At 66.4% G+C, this 18935-nt stretch carries 17 protein-coding genes; 10 read left to right on the forward strand and 7 right to left on the reverse strand.

The window, feature by feature from the left end:
* Positions 1-4: 4 nt before the first annotated feature.
* Positions 5-739 carry a monofunctional biosynthetic peptidoglycan transglycosylase gene (gene mtgA / locus ASD75_RS15920; protein ID WP_056746923.1) on the forward strand — a complete coding sequence of 245 codons (735 nt, stop codon included), beginning with the start codon at positions 5-7 and terminating at the stop codon, positions 737-739.
* Positions 740-779: 40 nt separating this feature from the next.
* On the opposite strand, the gene ASD75_RS15925 is transcribed toward mtgA, so the two are convergent.
* A complete protein-coding gene (locus ASD75_RS15925) occupies positions 780-2219 on the reverse strand; it encodes a cytochrome P450 (protein ID WP_235511644.1) in 1440 nt (479 codons plus the stop codon).
* Between the two features lie 76 nt (positions 2220-2295).
* Between ASD75_RS15925 and ASD75_RS15930 the strand changes: the two genes are divergently transcribed.
* The 4 genes from ASD75_RS15930 to ruvC are packed head-to-tail and all read left to right on the forward strand — an operon-like array spanning position 2296 to position 5683.
* Positions 2296-3207: a helix-turn-helix domain-containing protein gene (locus ASD75_RS15930; protein WP_225581055.1), complete on the forward strand. Its 912-nt coding sequence runs from the start codon at positions 2296-2298 to the stop codon at positions 3205-3207.
* A gap of 54 nt (positions 3208-3261) precedes the next feature.
* A complete protein-coding gene (locus tag ASD75_RS15935) occupies positions 3262-4023 on the forward strand; it encodes a 1-acyl-sn-glycerol-3-phosphate acyltransferase (protein WP_056746924.1) in 762 nt (253 codons plus the stop codon).
* A gap of 60 nt (positions 4024-4083) precedes the next feature.
* Complete coding sequence (locus tag ASD75_RS15940) at positions 4084-5076, forward strand: phosphatidate cytidylyltransferase (RefSeq protein ID WP_056066583.1); 993 nt, start codon at positions 4084-4086, stop codon at positions 5074-5076.
* Between the two features lie 58 nt (positions 5077-5134).
* The gene (gene ruvC / locus ASD75_RS15945) at positions 5135-5683 is read left to right on the forward strand and encodes a crossover junction endodeoxyribonuclease RuvC (RefSeq protein WP_056066401.1); all 549 of its coding nucleotides are present in this window, start codon (positions 5135-5137) and stop codon (positions 5681-5683) included.
* 86 nt (positions 5684-5769) lie between these two features.
* Here the strand turns inward: ruvC and ASD75_RS15950 are convergent, their stop codons facing one another.
* Both ASD75_RS15950 and ASD75_RS15955 read right to left on the reverse strand, forming a co-directional pair.
* On the reverse strand, positions 5770-6522 hold the full coding sequence (locus ASD75_RS15950; RefSeq protein ID WP_056746925.1) for a M48 family metallopeptidase: 753 nt from the start codon (positions 6520-6522) through the stop codon (positions 5770-5772).
* A 327-nt stretch (positions 6523-6849) separates the two neighbouring features.
* Complete coding sequence (locus ASD75_RS15955; RefSeq protein ID WP_056746926.1) at positions 6850-7335, reverse strand: CZB domain-containing protein; 486 nt, start codon at positions 7333-7335, stop codon at positions 6850-6852.
* A gap of 204 nt (positions 7336-7539) precedes the next feature.
* Between ASD75_RS15955 and ASD75_RS15960 the strand changes: the two genes are divergently transcribed.
* The gene (locus ASD75_RS15960) at positions 7540-8568 is read left to right on the forward strand and encodes an LLM class flavin-dependent oxidoreductase (RefSeq protein WP_056746927.1); all 1029 of its coding nucleotides are present in this window, start codon (positions 7540-7542) and stop codon (positions 8566-8568) included.
* Positions 8569-8611: 43 nt separating this feature from the next.
* Here the strand turns inward: ASD75_RS15960 and ASD75_RS15965 are convergent, their stop codons facing one another.
* Entirely contained in the window at positions 8612-9361 is a 750-nt protein-coding gene (locus ASD75_RS15965; RefSeq protein ID WP_056746990.1) for an SDR family NAD(P)-dependent oxidoreductase, read from the reverse strand.
* 241 nt (positions 9362-9602) lie between these two features.
* Between ASD75_RS15965 and gspF the strand changes: the two genes are divergently transcribed.
* The 3 genes from gspF to ASD75_RS15980 all read left to right on the forward strand — a co-directional run bounded on the left by gspF (position 9603) and on the right by ASD75_RS15980 (position 12375).
* On the forward strand, positions 9603-10835 hold the full coding sequence (gspF, locus tag ASD75_RS15970; RefSeq protein ID WP_056746928.1) for a type II secretion system inner membrane protein GspF: 1233 nt from the start codon (positions 9603-9605) through the stop codon (positions 10833-10835).
* Between the two features lie 4 nt (positions 10836-10839).
* On the forward strand, positions 10840-11766 hold the full coding sequence (locus ASD75_RS15975; RefSeq protein WP_056746929.1) for a 5'-nucleotidase: 927 nt from the start codon (positions 10840-10842) through the stop codon (positions 11764-11766).
* A 201-nt stretch (positions 11767-11967) separates the two neighbouring features.
* Positions 11968-12375, forward strand: coding sequence for an EF-hand domain-containing protein (locus tag ASD75_RS15980; protein ID WP_056066421.1), 408 nt, complete (start codon positions 11968-11970; stop codon positions 12373-12375).
* Between the two features lie 286 nt (positions 12376-12661).
* On the opposite strand, the gene ASD75_RS15985 is transcribed toward ASD75_RS15980, so the two are convergent.
* The 3 genes from ASD75_RS15985 to ASD75_RS15995 all read right to left on the reverse strand — a co-directional run bounded on the left by ASD75_RS15985 (position 12662) and on the right by ASD75_RS15995 (position 16404).
* Complete coding sequence (locus tag ASD75_RS15985; protein ID WP_056746930.1) at positions 12662-13093, reverse strand: hypothetical protein; 432 nt, start codon at positions 13091-13093, stop codon at positions 12662-12664.
* 485 nt (positions 13094-13578) lie between these two features.
* Complete coding sequence (locus ASD75_RS15990; protein WP_056746931.1) at positions 13579-14076, reverse strand: DUF1854 domain-containing protein; 498 nt, start codon at positions 14074-14076, stop codon at positions 13579-13581.
* A 21-nt stretch (positions 14077-14097) separates the two neighbouring features.
* Complete coding sequence (locus ASD75_RS15995) at positions 14098-16404, reverse strand: ABC transporter ATP-binding protein (RefSeq protein WP_056746932.1); 2307 nt, start codon at positions 16402-16404, stop codon at positions 14098-14100.
* Positions 16405-16641: 237 nt separating this feature from the next.
* Between ASD75_RS15995 and cphA the strand changes: the two genes are divergently transcribed.
* The gene (gene cphA, locus ASD75_RS16000) at positions 16642-18849 is read left to right on the forward strand and encodes a cyanophycin synthetase (RefSeq protein WP_056746933.1); all 2208 of its coding nucleotides are present in this window, start codon (positions 16642-16644) and stop codon (positions 18847-18849) included.
* Positions 18850-18935 lie beyond the last annotated feature (86 nt).

Here is an 18935-nt window from a genome sequence, read left to right on the forward strand (position 1 = left end):
CCCGATGAAAGCCGTGCTGCGCTGGCTGGGACTGCTGGTGATCGCCTTCGTGGCGCTGCAGCTTTTCTTCGTGCTGCGCATTGCCGCCATGGTGGCGATCAACCCCCAATCCACCACCTTCCAGCGCTCTGAAGCCTGGACGCTGCTGGCCAGCAAAGGCCACGTGCCCTGGCGCCAGCAATGGGTGCCGTACGCGGACATTTCCGACCACCTCAAACGCGCGGTGATCGCCTCGGAAGACGATGGTTTTGTGAACCACGACGGCGTGGACTGGAACGCCATCGAAAAAGCCTGGGAGCGCAACGCCAAGGCCGAAGCCCTGGCCAGCAAGGCGCAGGCCCGTGCCCCCGAGCGCCCGGTGCGTGCGCCCAAGATTCGGGGTGGCTCCACCATCACCCAGCAGCTGGCCAAGAACCTGCTGCTGTCGGGCGAACGCACGCTGCTGCGCAAGGGGCAGGAGTTCGTGCTCACGCTGGCGCTGGAGCAGTTGCTCTCCAAGCAGCGCATCCTGGATATCTACCTCAACAACGTGGAATGGGGCGAAGGCGTGTTCGGCGCCGAGGCGGCCGCGCAGCACTACTTCCGCAAGAGCGCCAGCCGCCTGAGCACTGCCGAAGCCGCGCGCCTGGCCGTGATGCTGCCCGCGCCCAAGCGCTTTGAGAAAACGCCCGGCTCGGCGTATCTGGCAGGGCGGACACGCACGATCCTGGGGCGCATGGGCGGCGCAGAGCTGCCCTGAAGCCGGCTGTCGGCAGCGTCACCCACACGCCTACAGCGCCTCATCGCCCCTGCGGTGCCTCACGCCGCTGCAGCCACAGCGCAGACGCCCCCTCGGGCCGTAGTGTCACTTGAAACCTGGGGGCCCCCACGGCGCCCCCCGCCGGCAGGCGCACGGTGTAGCGCTGCAGCAGCATCGCCGCCAGCAGCGTCATCTCCAGCATCGCAAAGTGCTGGCCAATGCACACGCGCGGCCCCAGGCCGAACGGAATCCACGCGCCCCGAGGAATGGACGGAGCGCCGTCCAGAAACCGCTCAGGCACAAAACGGTCCGGCTCGGCAAACCAGCGCGCATCGCGGTGCAGCACCCAGGGGGTGATGCGCAGCATGGCGCCCTGGGGGACCGGCACGCCGCCCAGCGTGATGGGCGCGATGGTGCGGCGGCTCATCAGCGCGGCGATGGGGGGGTACAGGCGCAGCGCCTCTTTCAGCGTGGCGCCCAGCCAGGGCAGTTGGGCCAGATGCTCGGGGCCGGGGGTGCCGCCCTGCAGCACGGCATCAACCTCCGCCTGGGCACGCTGCGCGGCCTCGGGATGCTGGGCCATGAGCAGGGTCCACCACAGCAGCGTGGTGGCGCTGGTTTCGTGTCCGGCCTGGAAGCTGACGATGCACTGGTCAAACACCTCTTGCGCAGACAAGGCCTCGCCGGTTTCCTCGTCGCGCAGGGCCAGCAGCATCTGCAGCAGGTCCGTGCGCGCAGGGGCATCGGGCGGGGGCACCTCGGCCTGGCGGGCATGGATGTGGCGCCACACCAGCCCCTTCAACGACCGGATAGCCCGCCGCTTGGCCGCCTTGCCCGGCAGGGGCAGCCAGTCGGGCAGCGTGAAGGGCATGAACATCTCCTGGTAGGCCGTGGCACCCAGCGTCTGCGTGGCCCAGGCGGCTTCGCGCGCATCGGCCTGCGCCGAGGTGCTGAACAGCGTGCGCAGGATCACGTCCATGGCCACGTCCGTCCACAGCGCATCCACCGCCACCTGGGCACCGGACTGGCCCGGGGGCACGGCAGCGTCGAGTGCGCTGCGGGCGGCATCGGTCATCAGTTGTGCGTAGCCTGCCACCCGCTTGGGAGTGAAGGCGGGCATCAGCATGCGGCGCTGGCGCTGCCAGGTGTCGCCTTCGGTCACCAGCACGCTCTGGCCAAACACTTCTTCGAACACCGCAATGCCACGCTCCCAGCGAATGAGCTGGTCGGCATGGGTGACGAGTGCCTCGCGCACGAGGTCGGGGTGCATCAGGTCCCACGCATCTTCATACCCTAAGCGCATGCGGGTGAGGTCGCCATGCTCACGCTGCAGTTGGGTGACAAAGCCCAGGTAGTCGGCCCGCATGGCGCGCAGCAACGGCAGGCCCCACCAACGGGTTCGCGGGCCGCGTGGCGTTGCAGGCGTGGGGGGATGAGTGGGAGAAGTAACAGACGACGTGGTGACTGTGGGCGAGTTCATGCCCCACATGCTGCAGCGCAGCGACGATTCGGTATTGAACGATTGCGACAGCACCCTTCGCCTACACTCGCGGCCCATGGCAAGCTTGGCCCCCCTTTCCCACCGGCACCCTGCCGGGTTGATCCCGTCGGGCGAACTGTGGCTGCCGCGCGCCAGCCTCACGGCCTGCCTGCGCGCGGCGATGGCGCGTAGCACGGTGGGCCATGCGCTCAGCGATGCGCAGCGCATCAACCGGTTCCCCGCATCCCCCTTGTGCAGCCTGAGCTGGTGGTTTGAAGGCCGCAGCGAGGCACTGGTGGCCGAGCGCCCCGACACCATGCCCACGCAGCACAGCCCGCGCGAGGCCTACCCCGGCCGCTGGGTGCTGGCCGGCCCGCAGACCCGCCCCACTTCCAGCTACTGCGCAGGGCCCACGCACGCCATGATGGTGATGTTCATGCCCGACGCGCTGCACCAGCTCACCGGCGTGGACCCCGGCGCCCTGACCGACCGCATGGTGGACGCGCAATCCCTGTTGCCGCCCGACTGGCTGGCGCTGTGCGAAACGGTGCAACACCTGCCCGACAACGCGGCCCGCCTGCAGCACCTGGAGGACTTCCTGGAGCCCCGCTGGCAAGCCTGCCGCCCGGCACAACCCTTGCCCACACAGCGCTACGGCGACTGGGCCGCGCACCTGGCGCAGCGCGCCGCCCTGTCTGCCCCCGGCCGCAGCCTGCGCCAGCTGGAGCGGCGCATCAAGCGCTGGGCCGGGCTGCCCCTGCGCGAGCTGCGCGGCTTTGGCAAGGCCGAGCAGGCGTTCTTCGACACCATCGCGGCCGATGCATCCCAAGGCAGCGTCAAATGGGCAGACGTCGCAGCGGGCGCCGGGTTCTCGGACCAGTCGCACCTGTGCCGCGTCACGCGCCGCATCACGGGCTATGCACCGCAAGCGCTGTATGACGGCATCTATGGGGACGAAGCTTTCTGGGCCTATCGCATCTGGGTGTAGCGCTGCCCAGGTCCTTGCCTGGCATGCTGGCCCGGCGCCCGTATCATCCCCGCCATGCTTGCCAAGTTGATGAGTTTCCTTCTGCTGGGGATCGTGCGGTTTCTCACCGGCTCCCAGGCCCGCTGGTATGGCTGCCCGCCCAAGGCCGAGCAGCGTATCTACTTTGCCAACCACCAGAGCCATGCCGACATGGTGCTGATCTGGGCGGCGCTGCCCGAAGAGCTGCGCAGCATCACGCGGCCCATCGCTGCCAAGGATTACTGGACGAAGACGCCGTTCCGGCAGTGGATCACCACCGCCGTGTTCAACGCCGTGTATGTGGACCGCCAGGCCACGCCCGCGCGGCCGGTTGCGCCGGTGGCGGCCGAGCCCACTGGGGCACCAGCCACACCGAGCGATGCAGACACGGCCGCCGCAGGTGGCCCAGACCCATCGCCCGAAGCCCCGCCGCGCGCTCCAACCCCCGAGGAGTTGCGTTCCGCCCTGCCAGAGTCCGACCCACTGGCCCCGCTGGTGCGCGCGCTCGAGAGCGGCGACTCCATCGTGATCTTCCCGGAAGGCACGCGCGGCCATGGCGACGAGCCCCAGTCGTTCAAATCCGGCCTGTTCAAGCTGGCACAGATGTTTCCGCAGGTGGTGCTGGTGCCCGCATGGATCAACAACGTGCAGCGCGTGATGCCCAAGGGCGAGGTGGTGCCGGTGCCCATCCTGTGTTCGGTGACCTTTGGCGCGCCCATCCAGCTCGAAGCGGGTGAAGAGCGCCGCCCGTTCCTTGACCGCGCGCGCCGCGCCGTCATCGCTCTGCGGGAAGTCTGAGCATGACCTGTCCGAAGCCCCTGACCTTGCCGAATGCTGCGCCCCGGAGCGCGCGCTGACATGAACCAATTCCTGCGCAACCTCACCGCCACCCAGCAGATCGGGGCCTTGTTCCTGGTCGTGTTCGGCATCCTGTCCATCGTCACCGTGTGGGCCTTCGTGCGCAATCTGCGCGAGCACGCCAGCGACGACCCCGAAGCCGAAGCCCGGGCCCTGGAAGCCAAGCGCTTCTGGGGACTGCTCAAGACCTCCTGGGTCATGGCCACGGTGTTCTGGATCGGCTGGGTGCTGGGCGAAACGGTGGCCACGGTGCTGTTTGCCATCGTGGGCTTTTTTGCGCTGCGCGAGTTCATCACCCTGTCGCCCACGCGCCGGGGCGACCACCGCAGCCTGGTGCTGGCGTTCTTCGTGGTGCTGCCCTTGCAGTTCTGGCTGGTGGGCAGCAAGCACTTCGACCTGTTCACCGTGTTCATCCCGGTGTATGTGTTTCTGGCGCTGCCCGTGGTGAGCGCACTGGCCAACGACCCCCAGCGGTTTCTGGAGCGCAATGCCAAGCTGCAGTGGGGCATCATGGTCTGCGTGTACGGCATGAGCCACGTGCCTGCGCTGCTGCTGCTCGACTTCCCGGGCTACCGCGACAAGGGCGCGTTTCTGGTGTTCTTTCTGGTGTTTGTGGTGCAGACCTGCATGCTGGTGCAGCACCTGCTCGGGCGGCGCTTTCCGCACAAACCGGTGGCGCCGCAAGTGAGCCAGAGCTTTCAGTGGACCAGCTGGCTGGCTGGCGTGGCCGCCGGGGGCCTTGCGGGCGGGCTGCTCACCTTCATCACCCCCTTCAAGCCCGGCCAGGCGCTCGGCATGGCGTTGCTGGCCTGTGTGGCGGGCAGCCTGGGGCACCTGGTGATGAAGGCGTTGAAGCGCGACCGGGGCATCACCAGCTGGGGCATGCAGGGCATGTCCGTCACCGGCGCAGGGGGCCTGCTCGACCGGGTGGACGCGCTGTGTTTTGCAGCGCCCGTGTTCTTCCATTCGGCACGCTGGTACTTCGGTTTGTAGAAGAATCGGCCGATAGCGCTAGTTCCCATTGCCCCAATAGCTATAAAAACGAGAGCAAATGCGCATCCTTGGTATTGACCCCGGCCTGCAGACCACCGGCTTTGGCGTGGTGGACATGGACGGCCACAAGCTCAGCTACGTGGCCAGCGGCACCATCCGCACCACCACCCTCGCGCTGGGCGACTTGCCCGGGCGCCTGAAGATCCTGTTCGACGGCATCACCGAGGTCGCAGCCCGCTACCAGCCCGATGTGGCCTCGGTCGAGATCGTGTTCGTCAACGTCAATCCCCAGTCCACGCTGCTGCTGGGACAGGCGCGGGGCGCCGCCATCACCGCCCTGGTGGCCAGCAATCTGCCCGTGGCCGAATACACCGCGCTGCAGATGAAAAAAGCCGTGGTCGGCCACGGCCGCGCCGCCAAAAGCCAGGTGCAGGAAATGGTGCGGCGGCTGTTGCAGCTGCCAGGCCTGCCGGGCACGGACGCAGCCGACGGCCTGGGCATGGCCATCACCCATGCACACGCCGGTTCCGCCATGGGCCGCCTGGGTGAAGCCGCCACGCTGAATCGGCGGCAGCATGCGATGTACAAGGATGGGCGGAGTTATTGAACCCGCCTGGGCGCCACACCAGACAAAAAAATACCGCGCCCAAAGGCGCGGTACAGCCCCACCAGGGTCTTAACCAGAACGAGACGTCAGGCCAACTGCGTCTTCATCCGCTCCGCCCGCTCCTTCGGTGAGGGGTGGGTGGACAGAAAGTTGCTCGAATCACCGCCCGACATCGCGGCCAGCTTTTCCAGTGCGCTCACGCAGGCGGCAGGCTGGTAGCGCTTGGCTTTCATGAAGCCCATCGCGTAATCGTCAGCCTCGCGTTCGTTGCTTTGGGAGTGCTGGGCGCGCACCACTTTTTCAAACAGATCGCCCAGTTGCGATTCGGCGATGGCGCCGGCGCGGCTGTTGCTGGACGAAACGGCATTGCGCAGGGCGCTGGTGCGCAGGGCCGCCTGGATGCGGGCCTTGCTGTGGCCCTTTTTGACGTGGCCAATTTCGTGGCCGATGACGTAGCGCACTTCGTCATCGGTGAACTTGTCCATCAGGCCCGAGTACACACGGATGGTGCCGTTGGCCATGGCAAAGGCATTGATGTCGGGGGTGAGGTAGACCTTGAAGTTCATCTTCAGGCCGTCATACGTGCCCAAGCCCGCCGTGAGTTTGTTCAGGCGCGTGGCGTAGGGGTTGCCAGCGAGGGCAATGCGGTTTTGGCGGTCGCTTTCAGCGGCCATCTGGTCAAAGGCAGCCTTGACCTCGTCGTCGGTCAGCGACTCGGATTTGGCCAGGTCCTTGCCCGCGTCGAGCATCTTGCCCAGGTCAAACTGTGCCCAGACGGGCGATACGGCACTCACGCCGGATGCCAGGGTCACAAGCGTCAGTAGTTGGCGGCGGTCCATCGAACTCCCTCTCTCTTCTTTATCGTTGCTTTAGGTATGGATGTTTTATTGAGCAACCTTGTGCAAGCAAAGGTTCTCAAGTGCGCCGAAATATAGCGACGCAACCCCCCGATTTCGGGGGCGGGTCCTGTCTGCAGATGTAAGAGCTGTGTGTCGATGCTCGGCGCGGTCAGTACGCCAAGGCGTCGTTCACGTGCGCTCTAAAAAAGGTATCGCTAGCGACACCTCCACCTTCGCGCGGCGCGACGCGCGCAGCGGCAGAGGATTGCGGCTTCAGAAGGCCGAACGGCTTGGCAAAAAGAATGCCACCACCCGGGGTGGTGCGTCTCAGCGCCCCAGCCCGCGCTTGAGCTCCTTGAGCAGCAGCAGCACCTGGTTGGATGCGTGGCGGCAGCTGCCGTTGAGCAGCTGCGCTGCCTTGGGCTGGTCGCCCGACTGGAAAGCTGTCACCACGTCGGCCGCCTGCTGGTGAAAGTATTTGTGCCGCGCCACCAGCATGTCGAACGCGGGGTAATGCCCCAGGCGCACCCGGCCCGTGCCGTAGAGCCATCGGCCCAGGTCACAGCGGTCGTCCTGGCAGATGCGTGCGGGCCGCATGACTTCATCGGAGCGCCCGTTGACCATGTCTTGCAGCTGCAGGCGCCAGCGCTCGTGGCTGGCAATGGCGGCGTCGATGTCGATCTCGGTCATCAGCGTGGCCGCGTACTCGGCATCCAGCACCAGTTCACTGCCGTTGTCTTCCATGGCCCAGGTGGTCTCGGGGCTGGTGGGGTCCTGCTCCCGGATCTTGAACAAGCGGCTGAAAAAACCCATGCGTCATCCCTTTTGCGCGACTGGCCCGCGCAGCGCGAAATGGCAGCCGGCGCGGAAATGTCTTGAAACATTCTGTGGCGCCTCCGCCGTTTTGGCTACCAAAAAATGGCCCCTTCGTAAAAATGTGCGTGGGCAACCCTGCTGCCACTGCCAGCTCTGCGCCCACCGCCTGCACAAAAGCAACGGCAGCCGGACAATGCGCGCATGACTTCCACTCCCCGCCGCCCTGCCCTTTCCATGCTTGATCTGGTGGCCGTCCGCGAAGGCGGCACCGTGGCCGATGCGCTGCAGATTGCGCTGCGCACCGCCCAGCATGCCGAAAAACTGGGCTTTGCCCGCTATTGGCTGGCCGAGCACCACAACATGGCGGGCATTGCCAGCTCCGCCACCGCCGTGCTGGTGGGCCACATTGCCGGTGGCACCTCGCGCATCCGCGTCGGGTCGGGCGGCGTGATGCTGCCCAACCATGCCCCACTGGTGGTGGCCGAGGCCTTTGGCACGCTGGCCGAGCTGTACCCCGGCCGCATCGACCTGGGCCTCGGCCGCGCGCCGGGCACCGACCCCACCACCATGCGAGCACTGCGCCGCAACCGGGTGGAAACCGAAGAAGACTTTCCCCGCGACGTGGCAGAGTTGCAGCGCCTGCTGGCCCCTGCCGAGCCCGGCCAGCGCCTGATTGCCATGCCAGGTGCGGGCACCAATGTGCCGATCTGGCTGCTGGGCTCCAGCCTGTTCTCGGCCCAGCTGGCAGCCGAGCGCGGTTTGCCATATGCGTTCGCCTCGCACTTTGCGCCGCGCCTGCTGCACCAGGCCATTGACCTGTACCGCAATCTGTACCGGCCCTCTGCCGCCTGGCCCAAGCCCTATGTGGCCATCGGCGTGCCGCTGATCGCTGCCCCGACGGACGAAGAGGCCGACTACCTGGCCAGCAGCACCTACCAGCGCGTGCTCGGCATCTTGACAGGCGACCGCCGCCGTCTGCTGCCGCCTATCGAGAACTACGCCGCGCGCCTGCAACCCCAAGAGCGTGCAGCGATTGGCGACTTTTTGGCTGCGGCCGTGATTGGCGGGCCGGACACGGTGCGTGCAGGGCTGGCCAGCCTGAGCGAAGCCACAGGCGCCGACGAGCTGATGCTGGTGAGCGATGTGTACGACCCTGCGCTGCGTCTGCGCTCGCTGGACATTGCCGCCAAGGCCCACGCCACACCGGGCCAGGCCGCCGTCGCGGCCTGAGCACCTGGGCAGCCGGGGGGCGCCTGGGTGCCGCTCTTGTTCTTCAGCGCGCCAGGTAACCGCCATCCACGGGGTAGTACGCCCCGGTCACAAACGACGCCTTGCTGGACGCGAGCCAGGTCACCAGCTCGGCCACCTCCTCGGGCTGCCCCAGGCGGCCGATGGGGTGGGCGCCAACCAGCATGGCGTTGATGCCGGCGTCCTGCTCCAGCCCGCTGATCATGGGCGTGTGGATGAAAGCAGGGCCCACGGCATTGACGCGCACGCCGTGCGCGCTGTATTCGATGGCCGCAGCCTTGGTCAGCCCCACCACGCCGTGCTTGGCCGCCGTATAGGCGGGCGCCGTGGCAAAGCCCACCGAACCCAGGATGGACGCCATGTTGATGATGGCGCCGCCACCGTTCTTCAGCATCGCGACGATCTGGTACTTCATGCCGTAGAACACGCCCGACAGGTTGATGTTGATGACCTGCGCCCAGCCGTCCAGCGGGTAGTCGGCCGTAGGCGCCTGCGGGCCGCCGATGCCCGCGTTGTTGCAGGCCACGTCCAGGCGGCCATAGTGGGCGACGGTGCGCTGCACCAGCGCCTCGCAGTCCTCGGGCTTGCCCACGTCGGCCGCCACAAAGATCGCATCGCCCCCGGCTGCGCGCACCAGCGCGGCGGTTTCCTCGCCCGCCTGCACATTCACATCCGACACCACCACCTTGGCACCTTCACGCGCCCACACCAGCGCAATCGCGCGGCCGATGCCCGACGATGCGCCCGTTACCAATGCCACCTTGTTCTTCAGCATGAAAGACCCCTTGTTCGTTCCAAACGCCTGCAACCTGATGCCACAGATCAACTTTCATTCTGCGCGTGCCATGCGTCAGCGCCTTGACCTGTGTCATGCCCCGGACAAGGGAGTCGAGTGGAAGCCCCCGGCCTTGGGTAGCGGCTACCATCAGGGTCTGCCAAGCCTGCGGCGGACATCCGTCCGTTGCAGGACTGCCTGATTTCCACGCCAACGCCCCACCACCCACGCCCGCATTTGCATGCCTGCTTTTTCCTTTGAAGCCCTGGACGCCCAGGGCCAGACCCGCAAAGGCCTCCTGGAGGCTGACACCGCCAAGGCCGCACGCAGCCTGCTGCGGGCCCAGGCGCTGGTACCGCTGGCGGTGGAGCTGGTGCAGACGGGCCAGTCGCTGGACGGCCGGTCCGCCAGCCTGGGCCAGCGCCTGTTCACCCGGCCGGTGTTCAGCGCGACGGGGCTGGCCATCTGGACACGGCAGATCGCCGGGCTGGTGTCGTCGGGCCTGCCGCTGGAGCGCGCGCTCACAGCGCTGTCCGAAGAAGCCGACGATGAACGCCAGCGCCACCTGGTCGCCGCCCTGCGCGCCGAGGTCAATGCGGGCGCCACTTTTGCCCGCGCACTTTCGCAGCACCCGCGCGAGTTCTCTGACATCTACTGCGCCGTGATCGGCGCGGGCGAGCACAGCGGCAACCTGGGCCTGGTGCTGGAGCGCCTGGCCGACGACCTGGAAGAGCGCCAGGCGCTCAAGGCCAAGCTGGTGGGCGCTGCGCTGTACCCGGCCATCGTGACCCTGGTGGCCATCGTGATCGTGCTGTTCCTGGTCGGCTATGTGGTGCCGCAGGTGGCCAGCGTGTTTGCAGGCACCAAGCGGGCGTTGCCGTTCCTGACAGTGGCCATGCTGGGCCTCAGCGCCTTTGTGCGCAGCTATGGCTGGGTGATGTTGATTGCTTCTATTTTGATAGCATTTGGGACAAGATGGGCGCTCACCATCGGCCATATTCGCGAGAAATTCGATGCTGCGTGGCTCAATCTGCCCCTGGTGGGCAAACTGGCGCGCGGCTACAACGCAGCACGGTTTGCCGGCACGCTGGCCATGCTGGCAGGCGCCGGGGTGCCGATCCTGAAGGCCTTGCAGGCGGCTGCTGAAACGCTGAACAACCGCGCGCTGCGGGCCGACGCGCTCGACGCCCTGGTGCTGGTGCGCGAGGGTGCTCCGCTGGCCTCGGCCCTGGCCCAAAAGAAACGCTTTCCGGGGCTGCTGTCGATGTTTGCACGCCTGGGCGAACAGACCGGACAACTGCCCGTGATGCTGCAGCGCGCGGCCCGCCAGCTCTCGGCAGAGGTCCAGCGCCGCGCCATGGCCCTGGCTACCATCCTGGAGCCGCTGCTCATCGTGGGCATGGGCCTGATCGTGATGCTGATCGTGCTGGCCGTGCTGCTGCCGATCATCCAGCTCAACCAGTTTGTGAAGTGACTTTATGGCGGTGACCTTAGACGACAAGCTGGTAGTCGCCATCTCCTCGCGCGCGCTGTTCAATTTTGAGGAAGAAAACCGCGTCTTCGAAAAGGACAACGACCGCGCCTACGTAGACATGCAGCGCCAGCGGCTCGACGTACCTGCTGCGCCGGGCGTGGCGTTTTCGCTGGTGCGCAAGCTGCTCGCGTTCAATACCTCCGAGCACCAGCGCGTGGAGGTGGTGCTGCTGTCGCGCAATGACCCGGTGAGCGGCATGCGCGTGTTCCGCTCGTGCCATGCCCATGGGCTGCCCACCATCCAGCGCGGTGTGTTCACGCAAGGGCGCGACCCGTTTCGCTACCTGCGGCCGCTGGGTGCACACCTTTTCCTGTCCGCCAACGAGGCCGACGTGCGCGAGGCCTTGCACCTGGGCTACCCCGCCGCGCGGGTGGTGACGGAGTCGGTGCAGGCGGGCGACTCCAACCCCAACGAAGTGCGGATTGCCTTTGACGGCGACGCCGTGTTGTTCTCCGATGAGGCCGAGCGCGTGTACCAGGCGGAGGGGCTGGCCGCCTTCCAGCAGCACGAGACCGACAAGGCCGCACAGCCCCTGCCCGACGGCCCGTTCAAACCCCTGCTGGCCGCCTTGCACCGCCTGCAGTCTGCGGGCGAGGCCGGTGGCACCGGCATGCGCATCCGCACCGCGCTCGTCACCGCCCGCAGCGCCCCCGCGCACGAGCGCGCCATCCGCACCCTGATGGACTGGAACATTGCGGTGGACGAAGCCATGTTCCTGGGCGGCCTGCCCAAGGGCGAATTTCTGCGCGAGTTCGAACCCGATTTTTTCTTTGACGACCAGACCGGCCACGTCACCTCGGCAGCGCGCCACGTGCCTGCGGGCCATGTGAACAGCGGCATCTCGAATCCGGTGCGGGTCGCAGGGAACTGACCCGCAGGAGCCTCGGCTGCAGGCTGGCGCGCTGTGCCACCATGCACCAGCCCTTGGGAAAAGTTCTGCAAAGACTTGCAACGCCCGGTGAAAGCCTGCAAAGCCCCGGTTGCAAACCACCGCCATCGCCCCCCATGTGCCACCATGGCCGTTGAGACTTCGAAGGAGAACACTTTGCGCATTCGCACATCCCTGGCGTCCATGGGGTTGCAAAGGCCGGTCCTGGCGACGGTGGCCCTGTTGGCAGCCTGTGCAGCACTGGCACAAACGCCCCCACCAGCACCGGCCCCTCCAGCGGAGACACACGCCGCCACAGAGCCCGCAGCGGCAGTGAGCCCGGGCGAGCTGAAGGCACAACGTGAATTCAAGATGCTGGACTTCAACGGAGACGGCAAGCTCAGCCGCTCTGAGGTAAAGCTGTTCCCGCGCCTGGCGGCAGCCTTTGACGAGGCCGACACGGATGGCGATGGCTTTGTGTCGTATGCCGAAGTCCGTGCCTTCGCCGCCAAGTACCGCGCCGAGCGTGATCGCCAGCGAGCAGCGGCACAAGCGGCTGCGACGTCGGCGGCACCGGCTGCGCCGCCCCCTGCGCCAGAGACCCGCCCGTGAGGAGCGCTGGTTGCACTTTGCCAAGCGGCAAAGCCCAAAAAATCAGTCCAATCGACTTGGAGCGCTAGTGCAATATGCGCCAAAAGCTATCCATTTGATAGCAAAAAATACCTGACGCATCGCGGCAGTACCCACAGCTTCCGTGCGCACGGCACTGTGCACCCACGAATGCAGCGCCTGTACGTCACAGTTTGCCGCTGCGCAGTGGCTTCGCTGCACTGCACCGGGCTCGCCACCGCACGCAATGGGCCGCCTTCAGGGCAGGCAACCCGGCAGCACCAGCTGCTCAGGCGCCACCGGTGCGCTTGACCTTGGGGTCGGTGTAGGTCAGCGGCTCGTTCTTGGCCTGCTGGGCCAGGCGCTCCTGCAAGGTCATCTTGTTGACGTCCTGCGCGACCTCTACCGCGCTGCCGCTGGCGCGCCACATCGACTGGATGAACTCCAGCAGCTGCTTGTAGATCGGCTCTTTGGGAGGCTCCGGCGGCTCTTCGACGGTGTCTTTCTTTTTTACCGCCGTCCAGTCCCGGTTGGGCGCCTCGGGCGCCGAGGGTTTGTCCGGCTCGCGCACGATCGCCCCCTCACCCATCCGGTCCATGGACTCGACAGGGTTGGGAGCGTTGATGGGACGCACCGGAGGCGCACCCGAGGCGCCAGTGGAATACAAATCAGCGCCCTGAGGACGCCAGGACGGCGATCGATCGACAGGTGGCATTTGCATGACATTGGCCCGTAGTTGAACAAAAGGTACAGAGGGTCTTTCGGCCTCTTCGTACATTCATTACGGCAAAAAGAAGGGTGAATTTAGGTCTTTTTCACCGATTGAACGAAATTTAGGGTTTTCCCTAGCAAAAAGCCAGCTTTTCGGGACGGTTCAGCATCAGGCAGGGACCATGAAGGTGCCAAACAGTGCCCCGAATGGGCCGAATCGGCCGAACAGCGCGCTGGGCGCACGCCGAATGTCGCAACAGCACCACGCCGTCAGAAGGCCGGGCGCCCGCAGGCCATCACCCGCTGCAGGGGAACAGGCAGAGAAGTAAGCGGCTCGGGCCGTGCGCAAGGAATGCGCAAGAGGGGGGCTCCGCCGGCCCCACATTCCCGACAGAGCATGTTGACGGTCTTGCAGAGGAGCGCAGACAGGCTCCTACGGCTGGCGGGACAAGGTCCGAGCCCAGGACGGAGCCGGCTTGACTCCGCCTTACAAGGTCAAAGAAAGCGTTCGAGCAAGCGGCGCGAATGCTTGTCCAGCGCCGTGGTGTCCTTCACACGGAACTGCAAGCCGTCGCCCCCGGCAATCAGCAGCCGGGTGCGCCCGCCCAGGCGGCGGATGTCTTCTTCGGCCTTGAGCACCAGGCGGGCAGGCCCCCGGTCGGTCTCCACATCCCAGGTGCTAGGGGTCGAGAAACTAGAAACGGCGAGGATTTTCTGGATAGTGGGCACAAACTCGCGCACCTCCAGCTCTTCATCAATGAGCTGCCGGGCGGCGCCCGTCACGGCCTCCAGCCGGGGAACCCACAGCAGCTCATGACCGTCGGCGCCCACCAGGGACAACCCCTCGCCCGGCGCGGCGATGGGAAAAGCACGCACGGGAGTCACGCCCTCATGGGCCGTGCCATCGGCCAGGGTCAGGACGAGGCGGCCGTGCGGGTTGCGCGTGAGCTGGAAGGCAGGGGTGGACGACGATGGGGTCAGGGAAGCATTCATGGCAGGGTCGCTCACAGCGTCTCAGGGGTTGCCGGCGGGGTGGGCCGGGTGCAGCAGGCTGCTGTCGATGATCACGCCCGCCGCCTGCGCATCTTCTTCGGCACGGCGGGCCTGGGCTTCGTACAGCCGCCAGTAGGCGCCCTGCTTTTCCATCAATTCATCGTGCGGGCCCACTTCCACCACCTCGCCGCGGTCCATGACCACCAGGCGGTCGGCCTTGCGCAGGGTGGACAGGCGGTGGGCAATGGCGATCGTCGTACGGCCTTGCACCAGGTTATCGAGCGCCTTCTGGATTTCCTTTTCGGTCTCGGTGTCCACCGCCGAGGTGGCCTCGTCCAGGATCAGGATGCGTGGGTCGATCAGCAGCGCGCGCGCAATGCTGATGCGCTGGCGCTCGCCGCCCGACAGGCCCTGGCCGCGCTCGCCCACCAGCGAGTCGTAGCCGTGCGGCAGGCGCAGGATGAATTCATGCGCATGGGCAGCGCGGGCGGCGGCCACGATTTCCTCGCGCGTCGCTTCGGGCTTGCCGTAGGCGATGTTCTCGGCAATGGTGCCGAAGAACAAAAAGGGCTCTTGCAGCACCAGGCCGATGTGGCGGCGGTAGTCGGCCACCGCAAAGCGGCGGATGTCGATGCCATCGACCTGGATGGACCCGTCGCTCACGTCGTAGAAGCGGCTGATCAGGTTGACCAGCGTGCTCTTGCCCGATCCGCTGTGGCCCACCAGGCCAATCATCTCGCCGGGGCGGATGTCCAGATCCAGCCCCTTGATGACCGCGCGGCTGCCGTAACGGAAGCCCACACCCTGCATGCTGATGGCGCCTTGCACCTTGTCCACCTTGACGGGTTGGGCAGGGTCGGGCACGTTGCTCACATGGTCCAGGATGTCGAAGATGCGCTTGGCGCCTGCAGCGGCCTTCTGGGTGACCGAAACGATGCGGCTCATCGAATCCAGCCTCCCGTAAAACCGCCCGATGTAGGCGATGAAGGCGGTGAGCACACCCACCGTGATCTGGTTGCGCGACACCAGCCAGATGCCGAACGCCCAGACCACCAGCAGCCCGATTTCGGTCAGCAGCGACACCGTGGGGGTGAACAGGCTCCAGGTCTTGTTGAGCTTGTCGTTCACCTCCAGGTTGTGCTGGTTGGCATCGCGAAAGCGCTGGGCCTCGCGCTTTTCCTGGGCGAAGGCCTTGACCACGCGGATGCCGGGGATGGTGTCGGCCAGCACATTGGTCACCTCGGACCACACACGGTCGATCTTTTCAAACCCGGTGCGCAGGCGGTCGCGCACGGTATGGATCATCCAGCCAATGAAGGGCAGCGGCACCAGCGTGACCAACGCGAGCCACGGGTTGATGGAGAACAGGATCGCCGCCGTCATCACGATCATCAGCACATCGGTGATGAAGTCGAGCGCGTGCAGCGACAGGAACACGTTGATGCGGTCGGTCTCCGACCCGATGCGCGCCATCAGGTCGCCGGTGCGCTTGCCCCCAAAGTAGTCGAGCGACAGGCGCAGCAGGTGTTCGTACGTGGTGGTGCGCAGGTCGGCACCGATGCGCTCGGACACCAGCGCCAGGATGTAGGTGCGCGCCCAGGACAGGCCCCAGGCGGCCAGCGCCGACAGCAGCAGGCCGCTCAGGTACAGCAGCACCAGGCCAGGTTCGATCTGTTTGCCGTTCTGGAACGGAATCAGGATGTCATCCATCAGCGGGATGGTGAGGTAGGGCGGCACCAGGGTCGCTGCCGTGGACGCCAGCGTCAGCGCAAAACCGGCCGCCAGCTGTTTGCGATAGGGCCGCGCAAAACGCCACAGGCGCAGCAGCACCCAGGTGGAGGTCTGGGGTGGCTGGGCACGGGCGCAAGCTGGGCACTCCTCGGTGTCGGGCGGCAGCGGCGTATGGCAGGTGGGGCAAGCGGGCTCGTCGGCTTCGTCCTCGGCACCGCTGTCGCCCCGGGCGCTTTGCTGCTCAAAACGCTGCACCAGGCGCAGCGCCTGCGCATGGTGCGCCAGGGTAAAGCGCCACTGGGCCAGGCGCTCGTGGGGGTTGTGCAGCTCGAGCGAGCCCACTCCGCCATGGTCATGCAGCTTGAGCGTCAGCCCTTCACCCAGGGGCCAGCTGCGCCAGGTCGTGGTGCCCGGCTCGCAGGCCAGCAGCCGTTCGGAGGTCACCACCACCCACCCCGCCGCAAAGCGCAGTGTGGCGCTCAGGTCAACCGGCAAAGCCGCCAACACGTTCTCTTTGGAAGCGAGCATGGCCCGCAAATCGGCCCCCACAGGGCCAGAAAAGACACCCGAGGCGTCCACAGAATGGTGATGTTGCATTTTTGGTTGGGTTTTCCGCCACCGGCTGCCTGCGGTGGCCGCTCTCGCGAAAGCAAGAATTCTCACCGATACTGCACGCCACGGTGCGACGGCATCCTCCTGTAACGTCTGTGGCGGCCTTTTGGCTGACACTGCGCACAGGCCCTGGACTGGCGCACAATCATCGTCCACAAAATTCCCTTTCGTCCCTCTACCGCACAGCCCTTACCAAGGCCGGAACCACAACCGCTGCAATCCATGGCGAAACTCAACGACATCCAACTGCTTCGCATCAACTACCTGCGGGGCCCCAATATCTGGACCTACCGGCCGGTCCTGGAAGTCTGGCTGGACCTGGGCGAGCTGGAGGACTATCCCTCCAACACCATCCCCGGCTTCAATGACCGCCTCACGGCCTGGCTGCCAGCGCTGATCGAGCACCACTGCGGCGTGGGCGAGCGCGGCGGCTTCCTGCAGCGCCTGCAGGAAGGCACCTGGTGCGGCCATGTGCTGGAGCACATCGTGATCGAGCTGCTCAATCTGGCAGGCATGCCCACCGGCTTCGGCCAGACGCGCAGCACCAGCCAGCGCGGCGTGTACCGCATGGTGTTCCGCGCCCGCGACGAAAGCGTGGCCCGCGTGGCACTGGCCCAGGGCCATGCACTGATCATGGCGGCCATCAACGACCAGCCTTTTGATGTGCAGGCCGCCGTGGCGCGCGTGCGCACCGAGGTGGACGACCAGTACCTCGGCCCCAGCACCGCCTGCATCGTCACCGCCGCCACCGACCGGGGCATTCCCCACATCCGCCTGAATGACGGCAACCTGGTGCAACTGGGCTATGGCGCCCGCCAGCGCCGCATCTGGACCGCCGAGACCGAGTACACCAGCGCGATTGCTGAAGGCATTGCCAGCGACAAGGATCTGACCAAGGGCCTGCTCAAGTCCTGCGGCGTGCCCATCCCCGAAGGCCAGGTCGTCAACAGCCCCGAGGAAGCCTGGGAGGCCGCGCAAGACATCGGCCTGCCCGTGGTGGTCAAACCCTCCGACGGCAACCACGGCCGGGGCGTGACGCTGGACCTGCGCAAGCAGGAAGACATCGAAGCGGCCTACCACGTGGCCTACCCCGAGGGCAGCGACGTGATGGTGGAGCGCTTCATCCCTGGCGACGAACACCGCCTGCTGGTGGTGGGCGGCAAGGTGGTCGCCGCAGCACGTGGCGAGTTGGTCACCATCACCGGCAACGGCCGCTCCACCGTCAAGGAACTCATCGACACCCAGCTCAACTCCGACCCGCGCCGGGGTTACGAAGAAGAGTACCCGCTCGAAATCATCGACCTGGCCACCGACACCAAGGTGCAGCTCGAACTCAAGCGCCAGGACCTTGAAGCCGACTCGGTGCCCGCCGCTGGCCGCCAAGTGGTGGTGCAGCGCAATGGCAACGTGGCCGTGGACTGCACGGACGACGTACACCCTGAAGTGGCGTACATCGCCCAGCTTGCCGCCAAGGTGGTGGGCCTGGACATCGCAGGCATCGACATGGTGGCCCGCGATATTTCCAAGCCCCTGCACACCCAGGGCGGCGCGATTGTCGAAGTCAACGCAGGCCCTGGCCTGCTCATGCACCTGAAACCCGCCGTGGGCGCGCCGCGCCCTGTGGGCCAGGCAATTGCCGAGCACCTGTTCCCCTCCGACGCCGATGACGAAGGTCAGGCCGGTCGCATTCCGCTGGTGGGCGTGGCCGGCACGCGCAGCACATCGACCATCTCGCGCGTGGTGGCCTGGCTGCTGCACCTGAGCGGGCACCACACCGGCCTGGCCTGCCGCGAAGGGCTGTTTCTGGATCGTCGCTGCGTGGAGGCCACCGACTGCGCCCACTGGGAAGCCGCCCACCGCCTGCTGATGAACAAGATGGTGCAGGCCGCCGTGATCGAAAGCGACGCCCGCACCATCCTGCGCGACGGCCTGGCGTATGACCGCTGCCAGGTGGGCGTGGTGACCGACATGGACGGCGTGGAAACGCTGGCCGAATTCGATGTGCACGAACAGGACCAGATGACCAAGGTGATGCGCACCCAGGTGGACGTGGTGCTGGCCGAAGGCGCTGCGGTGCTCAATGCCGCCATCGCCCAGGTGGCCGACCTGGCCCCCCTGTCCGACGGCGACGTGGTGCTGTATGCGCAGGACGGCACGCTGCCCGTCATCGCCGAACACCGCGCCAAGGACAATGGCCGCGCCGTCTTCGTGAAGAACGGCCGCGTGGTGCTGGCCACGGGCAGCGCCGAGCATGTGCTGGGCGCCCTGTCTGACCTGACCTTTGGCCGCAACGCCGTGGTGCCAAACACCGACGCCCTGCTGGCCGCCATCGGCACGGCCTGGGCGCTGGACATTGCCCCCGACCTGATCGGCGCAGGCATCAAGACCTTCGAGCCCGAACTGGTCCCCACCGCCGCCCTGCGGTCGTGATGGCCTCTCGTGCATTTGCCTTTGTTTGTTGTTTGACCCCACATCCCACGACCTGAACAGGGCCCCAGCGCTCTGATGGACCACTG

This window comes from Acidovorax sp. Root568 (genome assembly GCF_001427445.1).
Lineage (GTDB): Bacteria > Pseudomonadota > Gammaproteobacteria > Burkholderiales > Burkholderiaceae_C > Acidovorax > Acidovorax delafieldii.

Coding starts and splice junctions, on each gene's coding strand:
- ASD75_RS15980 (WP_056066421.1), top strand. CDS start 11,968: ATGGGGTTGCAAAGGCCGGTCCTGGCGACGGTGGCCCTGTTGGCAGCC.
- ASD75_RS15995 (WP_056746932.1), bottom strand. CDS start 16,404: ATGCAACATCACCATTCTGTGGACGCCTCGGGTGTCTTTTCTGGCCCT.
- ASD75_RS15990 (WP_056746931.1), bottom strand. CDS start 14,076: ATGAATGCTTCCCTGACCCCATCGTCGTCCACCCCTGCCTTCCAGCTC.
- ASD75_RS15965 (WP_056746990.1), bottom strand. CDS start 9,361: ATGCTGAAGAACAAGGTGGCATTGGTAACGGGCGCATCGTCGGGCATC.
- ASD75_RS15935 (WP_056746924.1), top strand. CDS start 3,262: ATGCTTGCCAAGTTGATGAGTTTCCTTCTGCTGGGGATCGTGCGGTTT.
- ruvC (WP_056066401.1), top strand. CDS start 5,135: ATGCGCATCCTTGGTATTGACCCCGGCCTGCAGACCACCGGCTTTGGC.
- ASD75_RS15940 (WP_056066583.1), top strand. CDS start 4,084: ATGAACCAATTCCTGCGCAACCTCACCGCCACCCAGCAGATCGGGGCC.
- ASD75_RS15925 (WP_235511644.1), bottom strand. CDS start 2,219: ATGAACTCGCCCACAGTCACCACGTCGTCTGTTACTTCTCCCACTCAT.
- ASD75_RS15950 (WP_056746925.1), bottom strand. CDS start 6,522: ATGGACCGCCGCCAACTACTGACGCTTGTGACCCTGGCATCCGGCGTG.
- ASD75_RS15985 (WP_056746930.1), bottom strand. CDS start 13,093: ATGCAAATGCCACCTGTCGATCGATCGCCGTCCTGGCGTCCTCAGGGC.
- ASD75_RS15930 (WP_225581055.1), top strand. CDS start 2,296: ATGGCAAGCTTGGCCCCCCTTTCCCACCGGCACCCTGCCGGGTTGATC.
- cphA (WP_056746933.1), top strand. CDS start 16,642: ATGGCGAAACTCAACGACATCCAACTGCTTCGCATCAACTACCTGCGG.
- gspF (WP_056746928.1), top strand. CDS start 9,603: ATGCCTGCTTTTTCCTTTGAAGCCCTGGACGCCCAGGGCCAGACCCGC.
- ASD75_RS15975 (WP_056746929.1), top strand. CDS start 10,840: ATGGCGGTGACCTTAGACGACAAGCTGGTAGTCGCCATCTCCTCGCGC.
- ASD75_RS15955 (WP_056746926.1), bottom strand. CDS start 7,335: ATGGGTTTTTTCAGCCGCTTGTTCAAGATCCGGGAGCAGGACCCCACC.
- ASD75_RS15960 (WP_056746927.1), top strand. CDS start 7,540: ATGACTTCCACTCCCCGCCGCCCTGCCCTTTCCATGCTTGATCTGGTG.
- mtgA (WP_056746923.1), top strand. CDS start 5: ATGAAAGCCGTGCTGCGCTGGCTGGGACTGCTGGTGATCGCCTTCGTG.